19 protein-coding genes are annotated in these 17,814 nt (G+C 63.4%); 7 read left to right on the top strand and 12 right to left on the bottom strand.

Going from position 1 to position 17,814, the window contains the following annotated elements; translation table 11 throughout:
- Positions 1-339 precede the first annotated feature (339 nt).
- The 3 genes from ACQR0U_RS27060 to ACQR0U_RS27050 are packed head-to-tail and all read left to right on the top strand — an operon-like array spanning position 340 to position 3,810.
- The gene (locus ACQR0U_RS27060) at positions 340-1,632 is read left to right on the top strand and encodes an adenylosuccinate synthase (RefSeq protein ID WP_315714139.1); all 1,293 of its coding nucleotides are present in this window, start codon (positions 340-342) and stop codon (positions 1,630-1,632) included.
- 36 nt (positions 1,633-1,668) lie between these two features.
- Complete coding sequence (locus ACQR0U_RS27055) at positions 1,669-3,318, top strand: hypothetical protein (RefSeq protein WP_434842745.1); 1,650 nt, start codon at positions 1,669-1,671, stop codon at positions 3,316-3,318.
- A gap of 54 nt (positions 3,319-3,372) precedes the next feature.
- Positions 3,373-3,810 carry a DUF5413 family protein gene (locus ACQR0U_RS27050; RefSeq protein ID WP_315750083.1) on the top strand — a complete coding sequence of 146 codons (438 nt, stop codon included), beginning with the start codon at positions 3,373-3,375 and terminating at the stop codon, positions 3,808-3,810.
- A 24-nt stretch (positions 3,811-3,834) separates the two neighbouring features.
- On the opposite strand, the gene ACQR0U_RS27045 is transcribed toward ACQR0U_RS27050, so the two are convergent.
- The gene (locus tag ACQR0U_RS27045) at positions 3,835-4,083 is read right to left on the bottom strand and encodes a GCG_CRPN prefix-to-repeats domain-containing protein (RefSeq protein ID WP_434842746.1); all 249 of its coding nucleotides are present in this window, start codon (positions 4,081-4,083) and stop codon (positions 3,835-3,837) included.
- Positions 4,084-4,115: 32 nt separating this feature from the next.
- Positions 4,116-4,361 (bottom strand): hypothetical protein, encoded by a 246-nt coding sequence (locus ACQR0U_RS27040; protein WP_315714143.1) that lies wholly within the window; start codon positions 4,359-4,361, stop codon positions 4,116-4,118.
- 261 nt (positions 4,362-4,622) lie between these two features.
- Here ACQR0U_RS27040 and ACQR0U_RS27035 point away from each other — a divergent pair, with 261 nt between their 5' ends.
- Together ACQR0U_RS27035 and ACQR0U_RS27030 are read left to right on the top strand one after the other, a co-directional pair.
- The gene (locus ACQR0U_RS27035; protein ID WP_315714144.1) at positions 4,623-5,582 is read left to right on the top strand and encodes a helix-turn-helix transcriptional regulator; all 960 of its coding nucleotides are present in this window, start codon (positions 4,623-4,625) and stop codon (positions 5,580-5,582) included.
- A 75-nt stretch (positions 5,583-5,657) separates the two neighbouring features.
- Positions 5,658-6,191 (top strand): DUF4112 domain-containing protein, encoded by a 534-nt coding sequence (locus tag ACQR0U_RS27030; protein WP_315750086.1) that lies wholly within the window; start codon positions 5,658-5,660, stop codon positions 6,189-6,191.
- A gap of 99 nt (positions 6,192-6,290) precedes the next feature.
- On the opposite strand, the gene ACQR0U_RS27025 is transcribed toward ACQR0U_RS27030, so the two are convergent.
- From ACQR0U_RS27025 to ACQR0U_RS27000, 6 genes are all read right to left on the bottom strand, one after another.
- On the bottom strand, positions 6,291-6,575 hold the full coding sequence (locus tag ACQR0U_RS27025; RefSeq protein ID WP_315714146.1) for a hypothetical protein: 285 nt from the start codon (positions 6,573-6,575) through the stop codon (positions 6,291-6,293).
- A gap of 397 nt (positions 6,576-6,972) precedes the next feature.
- On the bottom strand, positions 6,973-7,383 hold the full coding sequence (gene msrB, locus ACQR0U_RS27020) for a peptide-methionine (R)-S-oxide reductase MsrB (protein WP_315750087.1): 411 nt from the start codon (positions 7,381-7,383) through the stop codon (positions 6,973-6,975).
- Positions 7,384-7,495: 112 nt separating this feature from the next.
- Positions 7,496-8,209, bottom strand: coding sequence for a peptide-methionine (S)-S-oxide reductase MsrA (msrA, locus tag ACQR0U_RS27015; protein ID WP_316225897.1), 714 nt, complete (start codon positions 8,207-8,209; stop codon positions 7,496-7,498).
- Between the two features lie 760 nt (positions 8,210-8,969).
- A complete protein-coding gene (locus ACQR0U_RS27010; protein ID WP_316169316.1) occupies positions 8,970-10,073 on the bottom strand; it encodes a PD-(D/E)XK nuclease family protein in 1,104 nt (367 codons plus the stop codon).
- 16 nt (positions 10,074-10,089) lie between these two features.
- The gene (locus tag ACQR0U_RS27005; RefSeq protein ID WP_316169315.1) at positions 10,090-10,401 is read right to left on the bottom strand and encodes a hypothetical protein; all 312 of its coding nucleotides are present in this window, start codon (positions 10,399-10,401) and stop codon (positions 10,090-10,092) included.
- A 74-nt stretch (positions 10,402-10,475) separates the two neighbouring features.
- Positions 10,476-12,566: an AAA family ATPase gene (locus ACQR0U_RS27000; RefSeq protein WP_316169314.1), complete on the bottom strand. Its 2,091-nt coding sequence runs from the start codon at positions 12,564-12,566 to the stop codon at positions 10,476-10,478.
- Positions 12,567-13,327: 761 nt separating this feature from the next.
- Between ACQR0U_RS27000 and ACQR0U_RS26995 the strand changes: the two genes are divergently transcribed.
- Together ACQR0U_RS26995 and ACQR0U_RS26990 are read left to right on the top strand one after the other, a co-directional pair.
- Positions 13,328-13,585, top strand: a complete 258-nt coding sequence (locus tag ACQR0U_RS26995; RefSeq protein ID WP_434842747.1) for a hypothetical protein — start codon at positions 13,328-13,330, stop codon at positions 13,583-13,585.
- 178 nt (positions 13,586-13,763) lie between these two features.
- Positions 13,764-14,015 (top strand): hypothetical protein, encoded by a 252-nt coding sequence (locus ACQR0U_RS26990; RefSeq protein ID WP_315750090.1) that lies wholly within the window; start codon positions 13,764-13,766, stop codon positions 14,013-14,015.
- Between the two features lie 10 nt (positions 14,016-14,025).
- Here ACQR0U_RS26990 and ppk2 read toward each other — a convergent pair whose 3' ends face one another.
- From ppk2 to ACQR0U_RS26970, 4 genes are all read right to left on the bottom strand, one after another.
- A complete protein-coding gene (gene ppk2 / locus ACQR0U_RS26985; protein ID WP_434842748.1) occupies positions 14,026-15,156 on the bottom strand; it encodes a polyphosphate kinase 2 in 1,131 nt (376 codons plus the stop codon).
- A 146-nt stretch (positions 15,157-15,302) separates the two neighbouring features.
- Positions 15,303-16,412: an ATP-dependent DNA helicase gene (locus tag ACQR0U_RS26980; protein WP_315733892.1), complete on the bottom strand. Its 1,110-nt coding sequence runs from the start codon at positions 16,410-16,412 to the stop codon at positions 15,303-15,305.
- A gap of 267 nt (positions 16,413-16,679) precedes the next feature.
- A complete protein-coding gene (locus ACQR0U_RS26975) occupies positions 16,680-17,342 on the bottom strand; it encodes a NapC/NirT family cytochrome c (RefSeq protein ID WP_315714154.1) in 663 nt (220 codons plus the stop codon).
- Positions 17,339-17,809, bottom strand: coding sequence for a nitrate reductase cytochrome c-type subunit (locus tag ACQR0U_RS26970; RefSeq protein ID WP_315714155.1), 471 nt, complete (start codon positions 17,807-17,809; stop codon positions 17,339-17,341). Before ACQR0U_RS26970 ends, ACQR0U_RS26975 begins: the two co-directional genes overlap by 4 nt.
- Positions 17,810-17,814: the final 5 nt, after the last annotated feature.

The following is a 17,814-nucleotide window of genomic DNA, read 5'->3' as shown; positions in this document are numbered from 1 at the left end:
CGCTTCGATCGTAGATTCGCCGCCGTTCGAGGGCTCAATGGAACTGCCCGGGTCGATGCGCCGCCAGAAGCGCACGGCCGGGTCGCCCGATCCGCAGCCGGGGCGGCTTGAAATTTTGGGGCTTATCAAAGGCTTGGTGGCGCTCTTGTGTGCTCCGAAGGCCCGTTCTCGCTTGCCTAGCCCGGCGGCTTCCTTTATCCGGTGGGTCGCCTCGCAAGCGAGCGGTCCTGGCCGCGATTTGGGCTGGGCGCATGGTTGGCCAGGCTGGCCCCTCATCGGAAGCGACTTCGTCCGAACCGATCGTGCTGTTTTGGATCTTGGCAGAGGAAAGAGCTGCGAATGGCTAACGTCGTCGTCGTCGGCGCCCAATGGGGTGACGAGGGGAAGGGCAAGATCGTCGACTGGCTGTCGGAGCAGGCCGACATCGTCGTTCGCTTCCAGGGCGGCCACAACGCCGGTCATACGCTTGTCATCAACGGCGCGACGTACAAGCTGGCGCTGCTGCCGTCGGGCGTGCTGCGCACCGGCAAGCTGTCGGTGATCGGCAATGGCGTCGTGTTCGATCCGCAGGCCTTCCTGGACGAGGTCGGCAAGCTCCAGTCGCAGGGCGTCGCCATCAGCCCGGACAATCTGCGCGTTGCCGAGAACGTCACGCTGATCCTGCCGCTGCACCGTGAACTCGACGCGCTGCGGGAATCCGCGAGCGCGGCGACCGCGATCGGCACCACCCGCCGCGGCATCGGCCCGGCCTATGAGGACAAGGTCGGCCGGCGCGCGATCCGGCTGATGGACCTCGCCGATCTCGATACGCTGCCGCACAAGATCGACCGCCTGCTCGCGCACCATAATGCGCTCCGCCGCGGCCTCGGCCTCGAACCGATCGACGGCCAGCAGATCCTGCGCGAGCTGACCGCCTTCGCGCCGAAGCTGCTGCCCTATGCGGAGACGGTCTGGCGGCTGCTCGACATCAAGCGCCGCGAAGGCAAGCGCATGCTGTTCGAGGGCGCGCAGGGTGCGCTGCTCGACGTGGACCACGGCACCTATCCCTACGTGACCTCGTCCAACACGGTGGCGGCGCAGGCGGCCACGGGCGCCGGCCTCGGGCCGGGCGCGATCGGCTACGTGCTCGGCCTGTGCAAGGCCTACACGACCCGGGTCGGGCAGGGGCCGTTTCCGACCGAGCAGGACAACGAGACCGGCCGCAAGATCGGCGAGCGTGGCCGCGAATTCGGAACGAATACCGGCCGGCCGCGTCGTTGCGGCTGGTTCGATGCGGTCCTGGTCCGTCAGGCGGTCCGGACCTGCGGCATTAACGGTCTTGCGCTGACCAAGCTGGACATTCTCGATGGTTTCGACACCATCGATGTCTGCACCGGCTACAGGCTGGACGGCAAGGAGATCGATCATTTCCCGGCAGGTGAGGGCGCGCAGTCCAGGGTCGAACCGATCTACGAGACGATCGAAGGCTGGAAACAGCCGACGGCGAACGCGCGCTCCTGGGCCGATCTGCCGGCACAGGCCATCAAATACGTCCGGCGCATCGAGGAACTGGTGGGTTGCCCGATCGCGCTGCTTTCCACCAGCCCCGAACGCGAGGATACTATTCTGGTCCAGAATCCCTTCGAGGCGTGACGGGACCCGACAGCTGAGCGCGCGAATTGAGTTGATATGGCCGACTACTACCCGCTGATAGCCCGTGCCATTGCCGGATTGGACCCCAACGCTCCCGGGGAAAGCCGGCGTGCGCTTTACGAGCGGGCCCGGGCGGCGTTGATCGCACAGTTGCGCAGCGTCCAGCCGCCGCTCAGCGAGTCCGAGATCACGCGCGAGCGGCTGTCGCTCGAGGAGGCCGTTCGCAAGGTCGAGGCGGAAGCAGCCCAGCGTGCCCGCGAGGCGCAGCGGGCGTCCAGTGGCGTTGCCCGCCCAGGTGATGCGCTCCGGCGGGCCGGTGCGCGCAATTCGGATGCTCCGGCAGCCCCCTCGGCTCAGCCCACTCCGACTCCAGACCAGGCCGCCACTGCCGCCCCCCGGCCACGACCGGCGGCATCGGCCGCTGCCCGGGCCGAGCGGCCGCCGCTCGGCGCCGAGACGGCCGAGCTGCGTCCGGCGCGCAATCCGCGACCGGAAGCGCCGCCGGCTGCCGCTGGCGCACCAACTGTGCCACCGCGGCCCCAGCCGCCTCAAACGCCTCCACAGGATGGGGCGGCGCCTCCCGTGCGCGAACGTCCGGCTGCCGCCCGCCGCGGTGCTCAGGACAACGGCAGTCCGGCAACGCCGCCCGCCATGCGCGGCTTCCGCGACATCACCGCTGATGTCGACGATCTCGGCAAGGCCACCGCCCAGGCCAACCGCGCGGCGCGCAAGACCTACGCCAACGTTCCGGCCACCGATCTCGATCGGCTCGAGGGCGACGACGATGACCGGCCGCCGCTGCCCGAGGCGCCGTACTCCTATGACGAGTCGGTCCAGGAGGCCGAGCGCTACGCGCTGCCGGCCACCTCGACCCGCCAGCGTGGCGCCGCTCCGGATCGCGAGGGCAAGAAGAAGCCGGAGCGCAGCGGCTCGACCTTTCCGTTCAAGGCCGCCATCGCCGCCGGGATCGTGCTGATCCTGATCGGCGCCGGAATTCTGTGGGGCCGGCCGCTGGTCGGGATGGTCAACGGCCTGTTCAAATCGTCCTCGACGGTCGAGGCGCCCAAGGACACCGGCGCGCCGCTGAGCAAGCCGAAGATCACCGACCGCGTCGGCCAGTCGCCGTCCTCGGACCAGATCGCGCCGGTCGCACAGCGCGTCGTGCTGTATGACGAGGATCCCGCCGATCCGAAGGGCAAGCAGTACATCGGCTCGGTGGTCTGGCGTACCGAGCAGATCAAGGCGACGGGCACGCAGAAGGCCGATATCGCGGTGCGCGCCGACATCGAGATTCCCGATCGCAAGTTCAAGATGACGATGTCGTTCCGCCGCAACACCGACACGTCGCTGCCGGCGAGCCACACCGCCGAACTCACCTTCATCCTGCCGCAGGACTTCTCAGGCGGCGGCGTCGGCAACGTGCCGGGCATCCTGATGAAGTCCAACGAACAGTCGCGCGGAACGCCGCTGGCGGGCCTTGCGGTGAAGGTCACCGACGGCTTCTTCCTGGTCGGCCTGTCCAATGTCGACGCCGACCGGACCCGCAACGTGCAGCTCCTGAAGGAGCGCTCCTGGTTCGACGTTCCCCTGGTCTACACCAATCAGCGCCGGGCCATCATCGCGATCGAGAAGGGCGCGCCGGGCGAGCGTGCGTTCAACGACGCCTTCGCGCTGTGGGGTGACTGAGCAGGCCGCACGCGCCTCGCGCGTTCGGCGGATCGGCGAGGCAGGAGATTGGGCATGAAGCGATATCTCATCTTCGTTGCCGTAGGCCCGGCGCTGGGCGGCTTCGCGCTGCTCCTGGTCACGACCTACATGTCCGGTTATTGGACCAACACCAATCCGGGCGAAGTGGCCAAGCTGTTCAAGGTCTTCGTCACCTCGCTGCAATACAGCTACCTGTTCGGCTTCTTGCCGGCGCTGATGATGTGCGCGATCGACGACATCCTGTTCCACGTCAGGCGCATCGGGCCGACGTTGCGGATGCTGCTGGTGGGCGGCATCGCCTTCCTGCTCGCGGCCTTCAACTACGCCTCGCATGGCTCCGAATACGGCATCGTGCAGTGGATCCTGTACGGGCTGGTCGGCTTCATCCCGGCGACGGTGTCATCGTGGCTGGTGCACAGATTCGTTGAGGAGCCGCAGCCGGCGGTCGCTACTGAGCCGCCGACTGCGTAAGCCGATCGCACGAGCCGATCAGCCCTACCTGCCGTTGCCGCGGCAGCGGCCGCCGGGGCCGATGTGAAAGCCGCGCGGGCAGGCGTGCGCCGCCGGATTGGCGTAGTTGCGCAGGCATCCGCCATAGGGACCGCGGTGCCAGCCCGGGCCGCAGCCGCCGGCGACCTGGATCACCTCAGGCTTGGATCCGGCGTCGATCGGAGCCAGCGGCATCGCAGATGCGCCGACGGTGAGAACTTCCAACAGGAGCGCGCTGGTGAGGATGGTTCGCATCGATGGTCTCCCTGGTGTGACTTGCGAAAGGGTCAGCCGCCGGCAGCGAAGGCGATGCCGGCACGCACCTCGGTGATGGCCTGATCGATCAGCCCCAGCGCGCGCTCGCGATGGCCGCCCTTGTTCGGTGTCGCCTGAGCCAGCTCGGCCCGCGCCGATTGCAGCATGGTGATAGTCGCGGTCATGTGCGGCTGCGCGCCGAGCGCGTAGCCGATCCCGATGCAACCCGCGAGGGCGGCGCCGAGGCAGAGCTTGCGGGCCGCGGAAGACATGGTCATTTCAATCTCTCCTCGTACTCATGGCTGTTCGACTTGAAGGGTGCAGGCCGCAACGCATGTCCGCGTGCGTCCATCGGCATCGCTAGTTGAACCCGTTGCCGCTGTCTTGGACTCATCGGCATGAACGGTCGCGCGACTTGGACTGATCGGCGCTCCCGATCCCGTCTCGATGAGCTCTGCCGACTTCAGCGGCCGTTCATCCCGCCGCTGCCACATTGATCGCGTTGCTTCGGAAATTCCTTTGCCTCGGGTCCGATTTCGATGACCATCGTCAGGAAAATGCTGTCGACCGACATGCTGCCGAAAGGGCTCGACGACAGGCAGCGCTTCTTGTGCTTTGCGGAATTGTTCGAGCACTTCTCCAACACGGGTGAGCTCGATCCGGCCGAGGACGTGCCGTTTCGCGCCGCAATGAACGCGATCCACATCGGGACCACCCTGCTCGGGCGCTGCGACGGCACCTTCACCCGTGTCAGGCGCGAACGGCGCCAAGTGCTCGCGACCAATGACGACCGCTATTGCCTGGCGCGCAACGCCGGCAGCCGCGAGGCGATGGTCGTCCATCGCGGACGCGAGTTCGTTCTGCGCCCCGGCGCAATGGTGCTGCTCAAGCTCGATGAGCCTTTCTTCAGCGCCGACGGCGCCAGCCACAAGCGCTTCGTCAACGTGCATCTGCCGATGATGACGCTGCGCTCGATGGTCTCCGGTGTCGATGATCTGGTCGGACGCGAATTGGCGCCGGGCGGCGCGCTGTCGCTGGCGATGGATTACAGCGAGCTGCTGCTCGCCCATCCCGCCGCGGCCGACGAGGCCGGCCCGGCGATCGCGCAGCATCTGCTCGATCTGGTGGCGCTCGGGCTCGGTGTGCGCGGCGACGCGATGCGCAAGGCCGGCCGCGGCGGCCTGCGCAGTGTTCGGCTGGCGGGGCTGCTGACGATTCTGAACAGCCGCTTCACCGAGCCGGATTTTTCGGCGCAGAAGCTCGCCGTCGCGGCCGGGCTGTCCGAGCGCTACGTCAATGACCTGCTGCATGAGGCCGGCGCCGGCTTCTCGGCCCGGCTGAACGAGCTGCGCCTGCGCAAGGCCATGGACCTGCTGGCCGGCGGCGGACGCCGCATCAGCGACATCGCGTTTGCCTGCGGCTTCAACGACCTGTCCTATTTCAACCGCTGCTTCCGGCGCCGCTTCGGGCTGACGCCGACCGGCGCCCGGGGCCGCTAGGCGAGACAAGGCGACGGTTCGACGCAACTTGTGCCGAGCCCCGCGCGTTGCCATCTCATGGGTATGCAAGACCACATGGCTCCCTCGCCCCGCCGCGGACGCGCCTCGCAGGCGCACTTCGACGCCAATGAGGCGCGCGGACCGATCATCGACCAGGACGGACGTGAGATCCCGCAGGGCTCCTTCCGGTCCTCGTTCAACGGCGCCTTCGTCGGTCCGGACGGTGTGCGCTTCGATTTCAACACCGCCAATCCCTTCGGCAATCTGACCCGTGAGCAGCGCATCGCGCGGCTGGAGGCCGTGGCGAAGCTGCTCGACGTCGCCTTCGTCCTGCCCGGCACCAACATCCGTTATGGCATCGACGGCATCATCGGCCTGATCCCGGTGGTCGGCGACCTCATCGCGACCGCGCTGTCGCTGTGGCTGGTGCGCGAGGCCCGTGCGCTGGGCGCGCCCTGGCACGTCATTACGCGGATGCTGGGCAATGTCGCGGTCGAGGGGGTGATCGGCATGGTCCCCGTCGCGGGCGACGCCTTCGACGTGCTGTTCCGCGCCAACATGCGCAACGCCAAGATCCTGCGGCGGTGGCTGGATACCCAGTCGCGTTGAGGCGCTGCGAGACCGGGCCAAAACCTCGCAAACCGACCCCCATAAAAAAACTGCCCCGCGCGAGGCGGGGCAGGGTGTTGAAGACTGGTCTGGCAGCCGTCAGGCCGCATCGGCGTCCTGCGCCTTGTCGACCCCCCGGCGCGGCAACGGAAACGCCTCGCTCTCATACAAGGTGCGGATGCCGTTCTGGTCGAAGCGGGCTTCCTCGACCTGCAGGTAGGCGCCATTCAGCGAATCCGCAGGCAACTCCTCCATGGCGAAGCGCACGGCTTCAGCCGCGGTGCCGAACCGCCGGTAGGCGAAGCCCGCCCGCTTCTTCTTGCGGATGGCGGCGGGAAACAGTTCGGCAGAGGTGTTGAAGTTGAACGGACGCAGTGGACGCATGGTCTGAGACCTCTTCTTGTCGGCTGGAAGCGCTGACGCGAGCTTTCAAAACATTCAGCTTGGCAATGACGCCAGCGATTGCGGGGGTGGAGGGCGGGATTTGCCGCTCCAGGCGGCCCGGCCCTGCATAGTCAGTTACGGCCTCTAATATAGGCCGATTTGGCAGAAATGCGAATCCTGCACGCTCACATCGTAAATCCGGCCTGGTTCGGGGCCTACTGAAATATCCTATTTTTTCAATGGTTTAATCGATCCACAACTTGTGAATGCAGGAGAGCCCGATCTGCACGGCTAAAATCTCGCCCCTGGTGGCCGGTTTTGGCCCCCGGCGCCGCGCCGGCCGCCAGCCCAGCGGCCCCGATTACCGTCCGTGACGGAACCGAGGCCGATGGAGACGTCACCGCGGCTTCAGCTTCAGGGCCGCCGAGTTGATGCAATAGCGCAGGCCGGTCGGCCCCGGGCCGTCGGGAAAGACATGGCCGAGATGGCCGGAGCATTTCGAGCACAGCACCTCGGTGCGGACCATGCCGTGGGTATGGTCGGTCTCCTCGTCGATGTGGCTCTCCGTCGCCGGCTGGGTGAAGCTCGGCCAGCCGCAGCCGGAGTCGAATTTGGCGTCGGACTCGAACAGGGTCTGGCCGCAGCCGGCGCACACGTAGGTCCCGGCGCGATGCTCATGCTCGTATTCGCCCGAGAACGGGCGCTCGGTCGCCTTCTCGCGCAGCACGGCGTACTGCATCGGCGTCAGCTCCTCGCGCCATTCCGCCTCGCTCTTGATGACCTTGTCGCTCGTCTTGGTGTCGCTCATCCCGTTGTCCTCCGGGCGGACCGAACTGGTCCGCTCCCTGTCATTGCGCTGATCGGCCTCGGTCGCGGCCGCAGGTCGTCGCCTCAGTTCGTTACCCAGTTAGTTCGTCGCCTCAGTTCGTTGCCTTGGCCTCGCCGACCAGCGTCGGCTTCTCGACATAGTTCTCCGCGAAGATCTTCTTCAGATTCTCGATCTTCGGCAGGTCGTTATAGGCAATATAGGGCTGGCTCGGGTGCAGCGTCAGGTAGTCCTGATGATAGGCCTCGGCCGGATAGAACGCGTCGAGCTTGCCGATCTTGGTGACGATCGGCTTGCCGAACACCTTGGCCTTGTCGAGCTGGGCGACATAGGCCTCCGCGACCTTCCTCTGCGCCTCCGAGGTGGTGAAGATCGCCGAGCGATATTGCGGTCCCGAGTCCGGGCCCTGTCGGTTCAACTGGGTCGGATCGTGCACGACCGAAAAGAAGATCTGCAGAATCTTGCCATAGGAGATCTTCTTCGGGTCGTACTTGATCTGGACCGATTCCGCGTGGCCCGTCGTGCCGCTCGAGACCGTGCGGTAATCGGCCGTGGCCTTGGTGCCGCCGGCATAGCCGGACACCGCGCTGACCACGCCGGCCGTGTGCTGGTAGACGCCCTGGACGCCCCAGAAGCAGCCGCCGGCGACGACAGCGGTTTCCAGCGCGTCGGAGGCCGGCTGGTCCTGGGCCGGCGGCGGGATCACAACGGCCTGCTCGGCGGCGTGCAGCGGCTGCCAGGCCAGGATGCCGGCCGCCATCGCACCGAGCACGGCTGTCTTGACGAAAAGGGAGCGGGTGAGGCGCATCTTCGGATCCTCGTGAGGGGGGCTTGTCTCGTCTCGCCGGCCGGAAACACTGGCCCGGTCCGGCCTCTGCTGCAAGATACGTCGGTGCCCGGCCGGCGTTACGGGGGACGTGACACGACTGCGTGAACAGGCGGGTGGCGCGAGGCGTGCGCTATCGCCCAATGGGTGCCGGGACGGCGCTGGGAGTTGTGGCGAGAGCGTTCCAGGCATGGTGATCTGTTCTCGCGGCCCGAATTGCCCGAGGGATGCCGGTTCATTGGCCCTCCGAAAGCGGAGGGCGCAGGGAAGGCCGGACCTCGACTGAGGCCCGTGGCCCGCCTGCGGAAAAAATGCAGGCGGCAGGTACCACAGGTTCAGCCGGACAGATCCGGCCCTCCCTGCGCGATGGTTTTAACGCTTATACGTGCTCTCCCCGGGGACCGGCTGTCTTGCCCCCGTCGCCGGCGGATCATCACCGCCAGCTTGGCCTCAGCGTCGGGAGGCCAGGACCACACGCTTTCGCCGTCCGCGCCATGCCGTTCGTCGGCAGGCGCTTCGCCCGCTGCAACATGCCGCATCCATCGCATTTCGCTGCCAACGTCCGTGACGATCGCGATACGTCCCCTGCCGTGCAACGAAACGCAGACATCATAAGCCTGATTTGGGCACGGCGCGAAATGATTTATGTTTTTCAGAAGACCTTGACAGCTTTTGTCGAAACAGGGTGATTTGCCCGGCGGGACAACTGGCCACGTTCAGGCGGGACAGACGGACCGCATCGCTATTTCAGATTGGTCACGAACTTATCTACGTCCGCTTGCTCATCGTCGATCCACGAAATCATCTTGGGCGCGAATTCGGTTGGATTCCGAAGGAATTCGTGGAGAGGCTTGAAGCAGACGAGAGCAAACCAATCGGTGATGTCCGCCCACGTCCAGGGCTTCTCCGGTATGTCTCTTGCTGCGCGCAACGCGCTAGTGCCTCGCCTGTCGTCTGCGCCTAAGCAGATGAAAACGGAATCTGAGGAGGGAATAGTTCCGCCCTTGAAGACCGTCTGCGGCTCTAGTGCGATGCCGTAGCCAAAGAACAACTCGTTGAAGTTCGGGTGCGTCAAATAGGCCCAGCCCCAAATCAGCTTCAGCTCAGTCCTAAATTGCAAGCTATACTCTCTCGATGACTCGTTCCTTCTGAAATGACCGTCGAGCGATTTGATATGTGAGTAGATGTCACTAAATGTGCGGTCCATTAAGGAGCCAGCCCGGAGATAAAGGAGAGCGGCAGCAAATTCGTCGCGCCCTGCGTACTCGGTGCTCATATCGTTCTCCTCCAAGAAATATCTTAGTTCGTTGCATAGCAGCATCGCTGCTGCGTCCAGCTCTTTGTTCCTTAAAAGACGCATGAGCAAGTCAGCGACTCCGGCCCACGTGGTGATGTGAGGAACGGCATGGCCACTTGATGCTCTGCCGGAAAGAAAGCCACTCGGCGGTTGGGTAAGATGGGTAAGAAAGCAAACTACCGCTATCGGACCGGCCGCTTCGCTTCGGATCCATTGTCCGTATCGTACGAGTTGTTGGTCTAAAACGGGCGCATTGATCTTGTTTTCGATCGCAACCAACGGATGACCGCCTGCGTAAAGTACCAGGTCAATCCGCCCGCCCTCGATGTAATGCTGAGTCTCCATCTTCAGCGGTGCGGCTGTTTCTAGTATCTGATCGAACGCCTGCTTCAAAGATTCCGGGATAAGTAGTTCCGAAACTAGGTATCGCTGCGCAGACGGTGGCAATCGATTGAAGACATTGGCAAAGCACTCTGTGAGATAATCCTCGCGAGGAGATCTCATTTCTCCGTCTCTGTATTTGAACAAGTTCCAAAATAGGGAGGACATTGGATTTTCAACTGGATTATCGACGTTTTCCGAGCGATGGCAGGCCACCCTGCGTTGGGCTGCCCTGCAGCCGGCCCCAGGCATTCGAAACCCATCCCTTGTTGATCTTTTTGATCGCCTCCGCTTCATCGCCGGTGGCCGGTCGCGAGGTGTCGATAACGTCATCCCAAACGTCGACCAAGTCGGGGTCGGCCTCGGGATGTCTTTCGTGACCCGCGGCCTTCCGATTCTTCTTCTTGTTGAGTTGAGCGCGTGTAACCACCATCGCTGCCAGCATCTCGGCGCGACGGGCAAGATATACTTTTCGCTTCTCCTTGGATTCGGTCATTTGGGTGCATCCTAGCTCTAAGGTCGCGCAAGGGGGCGGGCGAACGAGAAAACGCCGAGCACGCGAGCTGAATATTAGCTCTCGCTCTGCAGATCCTCAAAAAGCTTTTTCCAGGTATCCAAGGTGGCTTCATCGAAAAGAGGTTTGGTCGACTCCAAGGCTCGCCTCTTGGCCTCGCGAGCCACGTCCACCTTCCATCCATCGTGAAGCGCAACGCCTTGTACCTTCGCCCATGCCTCGATCTGCGGAACAATAGGCTCTCCCGGCTTCACTACGTCGGCAAATGGCACATCTGCTTTGCGTCCCCAGCGATCAATGGCTCCGACAAGGAAGCCCTGTGGGAAAAGGTCTTCGATCTCTGAATTAGCGAAGATGACATACTTCTCCGTCGTTTTTACCTTGCCTTTTGCGCTTTGATACAAGCCATTTTGCAGATCTCGGGCCATCCTTTTGCCGGCGTCGTCCCCATCAAGAAATACATTTGGCAAGACCTCATCTTTACCGCCAAGGATGCTCGCAATCACCTTGGCGTTGTTCGCGCCGTGCGAGGGCGGGAAGACCATCTCTCGCTTTGGGCTTATCTTCTTGTTCGCGATCAGGACAGTTTTTATAAGAGCTAGGTAATGCTGGTCCGACGGGCCCTCCACGATCACCGGATGACAGCCGTATAGGATGCTTTCGGCGAGGCTCATGTTGAGTGCCGAGTAAATCGCATACGTAGCCCCCGCTCGTCGAGGATCATCGGTGCCCAGCCGTAAATCCGGGGAGCATTTAGTTGAGCCGTCCTCCGAGACGAAGACCTTCCGAACGCGGTCGAGCATGTCAGCATCGACGAGGAAGGGTGAATGTGTCGTGTAAAAAATTTGATTAGTTGACGCAAGGCTCTCGAAGAAGGTCGACAAATCGCGTTGAGCCAGCGGATGGAGGGAGAGTCCTGGCTCGTCCAGGAGCAAGATCGCATCGGCATGAACACCGCTGCTTTCCACCAGGAAAATAAGGTAGAAGCTCAGAAACCATTGTAGTCCACTGCTGCGATCTTCAAGTTCGATCTTTTCAGGTCGCCTTGAATCGCTCACCCAAATCCGAAAATGGTCGCCGTCCGCTTGAAATTCGAATGTATAATTTCCTTGCTTCCACCATTCGCGGAACTTCTTTGTCAAATCCGTTCCGGCTGAGTTCAACAAGATCGTGCGTTCACGCTTCTTAGTCGCGATTTCTGCAATCTCCTGCTCATTCGGTTGGCGGTTTGGATCTTTGAAGTCGCGTCCGAGCTCCAAGATCTGCTGTGGCTGCAGTTGGACAAAATTGAATAGGACCCGAAGTGTCCTAGCCTTTGCCGCCTCTTTTGCGCCAAGGTCTTCACGTGCCAGGTTTTGAACGACGTGTGGCAAGTAGATTTCGGAATCGAGGTTTCCGTAGTTCGAGTAATATACGAATCGCGGTAGGCTCTCGATGATTAGTTGCTTCACTGCATCGATTTCATTCGGCGCAGGAGTCGATAATTTTTGCTCGGCGGCCTGCAGGTCTTGAATCAGTAGTTTTAAGCGCGGCACGATCGAGCTTGTTGGCGCTGGTACATCAGGAATGAGCGCCAAGAATGGTTCAATTAACTCGTGTAGCGCTTTGGTGTTATAAGACGAGACTGGTCCGTCGCTCTGTTTTGTAGACGCCAAGGCTGCTTGAATGTCGGCCTTTAAGCTCCCCTCCTTGTTGAGCTGGTTCATTGCGGTGATCTCAGTTTCGGCGGTCGTTAGGATTGCAACTAAGTCCGCGCTGCTGAGCGTATTCACCTTCTTGAATTTCGGAAACGTAACCGCGTATCTCCCATCGAAAAATCGATGGACGCAAACAAGGTCGACCGAGGCCTCATCCAATCCCGTAAGCTCGATCAGCTTCGTCTTGATCGCGTCACTCGGTGCGAATTCCGCACGTATGAACGGAAATGAACCTGGAGCCGCCCGCACGGCAGCGTAGTTGCCCTTTGGATAATCCGAGGTTGGCTTAATCTCACCCTCACGGGCCGGGTTCAATTTCCACAGCGGAAGCAACAGATTGGTTTTGCCCGACTCATTGACGCCGATGAGCGCTGTAACTCGCTCTGCGTCGATCCAGCCACTATCGACAACGGATCGAAAATTGGTGACCTGAAATCTGACCAATCGCATAATATCCCCCTTCCCGCACTCGCGAGGAGATTGTACCGGAAAGAAAACAAGCGCAATGCGGTTGGCTTCTACAGTCCACAATACGACGAAAAGCCTCGAGAAACTTGGTGTGTGAAAATCGGAAGAAAGTGGGGCGGCCGCGTTTTACACAGCTATTGATGGCTCAGCGGATCGTGAGCGGGCGGCGGCTAGAAAAGTGCCTCTCACGTTGTTTTCATTCGGCTTTTATCGTCGAACTCTCCCTGCACGATGGTTTTAACCCCTATACGTCCTCTCCCCGGGGACCGGCTGTCTTGCCCGAATCGCCGGCGAATAATCACAGCCGATTTGGCCTCAGCGTCGGAGGCCAGGACCACACGCCTTCGCCGTCCGCACCATGCCGTTCGTCCGTAGACCATCGCGCCTTGACGACTTGTGTCGTCGTTGGCCGATTTGAGCGGTGCTGCCGAATGCGAGGAAGGTGCCGTCATCCATGCCTTGGCGGGTAGCTACCAAGTTCGCGACCAAGGGCGATATCGTCGACGGCGCGACGCGCGACGTCCAACCCGCCAGGTCACGATCCCATCACGCTTCGCCGATCCTCGAACCATGATGTCATTCCATTGTCGCGGTCGTGATGCCGGCGCGGCGGGACGCCGCGAATATTTCCTCCATCCGATGGTCAATACAGAGGCGGTCGCGCCTCGACCGGCAGGGCCCTGACCAGGGCATCGATCAATCGAGTGCGCGCTCTCCGCCCCTTGAGAACCTGGAGAACAATCATGACAATGTGGAAATCGAAGGCGGCAGCCGTGCTGCTGTCGACGGCGACTGCCGCGCCTGCATCGGCGCAGGGTTGGTTCTACGGCGAGCAGGAGCCGGGGGCGTTTCAGGCGATGTATCCCGATCGCGACGTGCTCAACGGCGGCGCACTGACGCCGGCGGGACGAATGGGCCTGGTGCGCGCCTCCGGCGCGGTGCTCGTGTTTCCGCCGCCGGCTCATCTTCGCCCGTATGATCGGCTGCCGCAGCGGCGATGACGCGTCGCCCGGAAGGCGCCCCTATGATCTGCTGCCCGGACAGCGGCTGCCGCGCTACGTCTGAGCGATGGGCGCGATCACGAACGGCCGTCGGCTCGCGCGGTCGTGATTGGGATGCCGCTTTCGCCTGCCTACATCATCGCCTGCGCGAATTGGTGCGCAACAGGGAAGACCAATCATGATCGCATTCAGGAGCCTGGCGGCAGCTCTGCTGATGTCGACGCTGGCGGCCACCGCGGCATCGGCCCAATTCTCCGAGCCGGCGGCCTATGCGGCCATGCATCCCGAACGCGACGTGCTCAATGGCGGCGCGCTGACGCCGGCGGCGCAGGCGGAACTGGCACGCCGTGGCACGTCGGCCTTTCCGAATGCAAATGCAGCGATGCCTCCGGCCGATCGCGTGGGGCCGCATCGGCGTCATCGGCGCTGAGCGCGTCGCCTCAGTTGGCGTGCTCCTCGCGCTCGTGGATGACGCTGGCGCGGCCGACGATGAGATCGTCGACCTGGCCGATGCGTGAGACGTCCTTGCCCGCATAGGGCAGCGAATGCAGCACGCAGCGCATCGCGTTCAGCCGCGCCCGCTTCTTGTCGTCGGACTTGATCACGGTCCACGGGCAGTCGGCGGTGTCGGTGGAGAAGAACATCGCCTCCTTGGCGCGGGTGTAGTCGTCCCATTTGTCGAGCGAGGCGGTGTCGATCGGCGACAGCTTCCATTGCTTCAGCGGATGCGCCTCGCGCTCCTTGAAGCGGCGGCGCTGCTCCTCGCGGCTGACCGAGAACCAGAACTTGATCAGGTGCATGCCGCTGCGTACGAGGTTGCGTTCGAACTCCGGCACCTGGCGCAGGAACTCGTCATATTCGGCCTGCGAGCAGAAGCCCATCACGCGCTCGACGCCGGCGCGGTTGTACCAGGAGCGGTCGAACAGCACGATCTCGCCGGCGGTCGGCAGGTGCTCGACATAGCGCTGGAAGTACCATTGGCCGCGCTCGACGTCGCTCGGCTTGTCCAGCGCGACGACGCGGGCGCCGCGCGGATTGAGATGCTCCATGAAGCGCTTGATGGTGCCGCCCTTGCCGGCGGCATCGCGGCCCTCGAACAGCAGCACCAGGCGTTGCCGCGCATCCTTCATCCAGTTCTGCAGCTTGAGCAGCTCGGTCTGCAGGATGAATTTCTGCTCCTCGTAGTCCTTGCGATACATCCGGTATTTGTAGGGGTAGCCGCCCTGGCGCCAATTGTCGGCGAGCTCGTCGGAGGTGTGGCGCCTGTCGCGCTTGGCTTGTTTGCCTTCGATCAGCGCCTTCATCAGCTTGGCATCGTCGGGTGCTGCGCCGTCCAGCATGGCCCTGATCGGTGCGCTGTCGGCGTCGAGCGCCGGCGGTCCGTTCAGCACGGTCTCGAACGCCGACAGCCCGGTGATCTGCGCAGCCTGCATCTGTTCGTCGACCAGCGACTGGGCGATCGGATCGAGCCCCGCAGCCGATTGCCGGCGCGGGGCGCGCATGGTGGCGGCTGCGCGCTTCATGCGTCGGCCATTGGAGGCCTTGGCTTTCGTGGTCTTGGACTTTGCCATGCGATTCCGCTGCCTGCTGTTGGTTTAACAGAGATGTGAATCGATTTTTATCCGCCAAGGACCCTGCGTCAGGTTGACGTGGATCAACCGGCCGCAGGTGGGTACCAGCGAGGCGAGCGAAATCGTCTCGCGCGGTAAAGCCGGCGTTACACCACGATCGACAGCCGCTTCGCGGCCCGTGTGATTCCGGTGTAGAGCCAGCGGGCGCGGCTCTCCTGGAAGGCAAAGCTCTCGTCGAACAGCACCACGTCGTCCCATTGCGAGCCCTGCGACTTGTGCACGGTCAGCACGTAGCCGTAGTCGAACTCGTCGTAAGGCTTGCGCTGCTCCCACGGGATGTCCTCGATGCCGCCGCCGAAGCATTCGCCGCGCACCGAGACTTTCGTCACCTTGCGTCCGAGATCCTCGTCGGGCGCGACCCGCATCGTCACGATCTTGGATTTCGAGGTCGCGCGCGACTTCACCCGCCATAGCCCGCCATTGAACAGGCCCTTCTTGCGGTTGTTGCGCAGGCAGACCAGCTTGTCGCCGGCGACGGGGAGGGCGTCCTCGATGTCGAGGCGCTGTCGAAAGCGGTTGTTGTAGGCGCGGCGGGTGGCGTTGCGGCCGACCAGCACCTGGTCGGCCTCCATCACGCGCGACGGATCGAGCTCGCGGCGCTCCACCACCTCGCTCTCGCCGTAGCGGCCGATGTCGAGCGTGTTGCCTTCGCGCACGTCCATCGACATCCGCACGATCGGATCGTCCTTGGCCTGGCGATGCACCTCGGTGAGCATCACGTCGGGCTCGCTCTCGGTGAAGAAGCCGCCGCCCTTGACCGGCGGCAGCTGCGCGGGATCGCCGAGCACCAGCAACGGGCAGTCGAAGGACAGGAGATCACGGCCAAGATCGGCGTCGACCATCGAGCATTCGTCGATGATGATCAGCTTGGCCTTGGACGCCGGCGCGTCGTCCCACAATTCGAAGTTCGGCTGCTCCTCGCCGCTCTCCTGCGCGCGATAGATCAGCGAGTGGATGGTGGAGGCATTGTCGCAGCCCTTGCTGCGCATCACGAGCGCCGCCTTGCCGGTGAAGGCCGCGAACTTGACCTCGCCGTCGACGTCTTCGGCGATGTGGCGGGCCAGCGTGGTCTTGCCGGTTCCGGCATAGCCGAACAGCCGGAACACCTGCGGCGTGCCGTTCTTGCCTGGCTTGGCTTTCAGCCAGTCGCCGACGGCCTTGAGGGCGGAATCCTGATGCGGGGAGAAGGTGGTCATGGCTCAACGAAATGGAGCCGCGCGGCGACTCGGGGACATTCCGTGAACCTAAGGGCTGACGGGGAGAGATCAAGCGCTCGATGTGAATGGGTCCACGCCTCCCCCGCTTGCGGGGGAGGTCGCATCGCATCGGAAGATGCGATGCGGGTGGGGGAACGCTCCGGCGGGACTGCCCGTGTGGCGCCCCCCACCCCTAGCCCTCCCCCGCAAGCGGGGGAGGGGGCACAGCGTGCCTGCGGCGATCGCTCGTTCCCCTCCAGAGGAGGCCTACTGCCAGCCCGGGACGCCGCGCATGTCCGGCAGGTGATGCGCGATGCCCTTGTGGCAGTCGATGCAGGTCTTCTCGCCGGTGAAGAGGAAGCGCTGGTGGGCTTCGACGGCGCGCGGCGACTGCTTGGTGATGTCCATCGACTGCGCGCTGTGGCAGTTGCGGCATTCGAGCGAGTCGTTCGCCTTGAAGCGCGCCCATTCGTGCAACGCCAGTTCCAGCCTTCGGTCGGTGAACTTCTCGCGGGTGTCGATCGAGCCGAACAGATGGCCCCAGACCTCCTTGGAGGCCTGCATCTTGCGCGCGATCTTGTCGGTCCAGTTGTGCGGCACATGGCAGTCCGGGCAGCTGGCGCGCACACCGGAGCGGTTGGAGAAGTGGACGGTCGTCTTCAGCTCGGCGAACACGTTGTCGCGCATCTCGTGACAGCCGGTACAGAACTTCTCGGTGTTGGTGATCTCCAGCGCGGTGTTGAAGCCGCCCCAGAAGATGACGCCGGCGAGGAAGCCGGCGAGCACCAGCACGCCGAGCCCGAACACGGAGCTCGGCTTCAGCAGCACGTCGATGAGGTCGAGAATGAACTGCCAGGCGCGGCCGGCAAGGCCGAGCCGCTTTTCGGGGACGGGCGCTTTGGCGCCCTCCGGGATGTCGGCGCTGCTCATCGCTTGCCCCCCGGCCTGTCGTGCGCCAGCAGCGTGTCGATGTCGACGAAGTCGTTGCTGACCGGCGGATTGGCGACGCTCTGCGGCACGTGGCACTGGGTGCAGAAGTAGCGCCGCGGCGACACCGACGCCAGGAACTGGCCGTCGCGATCCATGAAATGGGTGATCGACAGCATCGGCGCCTTCGACTCCGCCGTGCGCGCCCGGGCGTGGCAGGACAGGCATTTGTTGCCCTGCATGTCGACCTGATAGCCGTCGATGGCATGCGGAATCACCGGTGGCTGCTCCGGATAGTTGCGCACCTCCTTCTCGGCGGTGTTCTTCATCGGCTGCATCGGCGGCGCAGGACCCTCGTCGTTGAGCGGCGCAGGACCGCGCAGCGAGGACGAGACGCTCTGGGCGAGCAGGGCGCTCGATCCGGCCGCAACGCTGGCCGCGATCAGCATGACAGCGATTTTTCTCATCATGATGG

The sequence above is a fragment of the Bradyrhizobium sp. HKCCYLRH3097 genome (assembly GCF_051167875.1).
Classification (GTDB): domain Bacteria; phylum Pseudomonadota; class Alphaproteobacteria; order Rhizobiales; family Xanthobacteraceae; genus Bradyrhizobium.
Note: the sequence above shows the minus strand (reverse complement) of the source record. Positions and strands in the feature narration are given on the sequence as shown.

Bases quoted from the DNA above. Each gene is read 5' to 3' on its own strand.
- ACQR0U_RS27060 (WP_315714139.1), top strand. From the start codon at position 340: ATGGCTAACGTCGTCGTCGTCGGCGCCCAATGGGGTGACGAGGGGAAG.
- ACQR0U_RS27055 (WP_434842745.1), top strand. From the start codon at position 1,669: ATGGCCGACTACTACCCGCTGATAGCCCGTGCCATTGCCGGATTGGAC.
- ACQR0U_RS27050 (WP_315750083.1), top strand. From the start codon at position 3,373: ATGAAGCGATATCTCATCTTCGTTGCCGTAGGCCCGGCGCTGGGCGGC.
- ACQR0U_RS27045 (WP_434842746.1), bottom strand. From the start codon at position 4,083: ATGCGAACCATCCTCACCAGCGCGCTCCTGTTGGAAGTTCTCACCGTC.
- ACQR0U_RS27040 (WP_315714143.1), bottom strand. From the start codon at position 4,361: ATGACCATGTCTTCCGCGGCCCGCAAGCTCTGCCTCGGCGCCGCCCTC.
- ACQR0U_RS27035 (WP_315714144.1), top strand. From the start codon at position 4,623: ATGACCATCGTCAGGAAAATGCTGTCGACCGACATGCTGCCGAAAGGG.
- ACQR0U_RS27030 (WP_315750086.1), top strand. From the start codon at position 5,658: ATGGCTCCCTCGCCCCGCCGCGGACGCGCCTCGCAGGCGCACTTCGAC.
- ACQR0U_RS27025 (WP_315714146.1), bottom strand. From the start codon at position 6,575: ATGCGTCCACTGCGTCCGTTCAACTTCAACACCTCTGCCGAACTGTTT.
- msrB (WP_315750087.1), bottom strand. From the start codon at position 7,383: ATGAGCGACACCAAGACGAGCGACAAGGTCATCAAGAGCGAGGCGGAA.
- msrA (WP_316225897.1), bottom strand. From the start codon at position 8,209: ATGCGCCTCACCCGCTCCCTTTTCGTCAAGACAGCCGTGCTCGGTGCG.
- ACQR0U_RS27010 (WP_316169316.1), bottom strand. From the start codon at position 10,073: ATGTCCTCCCTATTTTGGAACTTGTTCAAATACAGAGACGGAGAAATG.
- ACQR0U_RS27005 (WP_316169315.1), bottom strand. From the start codon at position 10,401: ATGACCGAATCCAAGGAGAAGCGAAAAGTATATCTTGCCCGTCGCGCC.
- ACQR0U_RS27000 (WP_316169314.1), bottom strand. From the start codon at position 12,566: ATGCGATTGGTCAGATTTCAGGTCACCAATTTTCGATCCGTTGTCGAT.
- ACQR0U_RS26995 (WP_434842747.1), top strand. From the start codon at position 13,328: ATGACAATGTGGAAATCGAAGGCGGCAGCCGTGCTGCTGTCGACGGCG.
- ACQR0U_RS26990 (WP_315750090.1), top strand. From the start codon at position 13,764: ATGATCGCATTCAGGAGCCTGGCGGCAGCTCTGCTGATGTCGACGCTG.
- ppk2 (WP_434842748.1), bottom strand. From the start codon at position 15,156: ATGGCAAAGTCCAAGACCACGAAAGCCAAGGCCTCCAATGGCCGACGC.
- ACQR0U_RS26980 (WP_315733892.1), bottom strand. From the start codon at position 16,412: ATGACCACCTTCTCCCCGCATCAGGATTCCGCCCTCAAGGCCGTCGGC.
- ACQR0U_RS26975 (WP_315714154.1), bottom strand. From the start codon at position 17,342: ATGAGCAGCGCCGACATCCCGGAGGGCGCCAAAGCGCCCGTCCCCGAA.
- ACQR0U_RS26970 (WP_315714155.1), bottom strand. From the start codon at position 17,809: ATGATGAGAAAAATCGCTGTCATGCTGATCGCGGCCAGCGTTGCGGCC.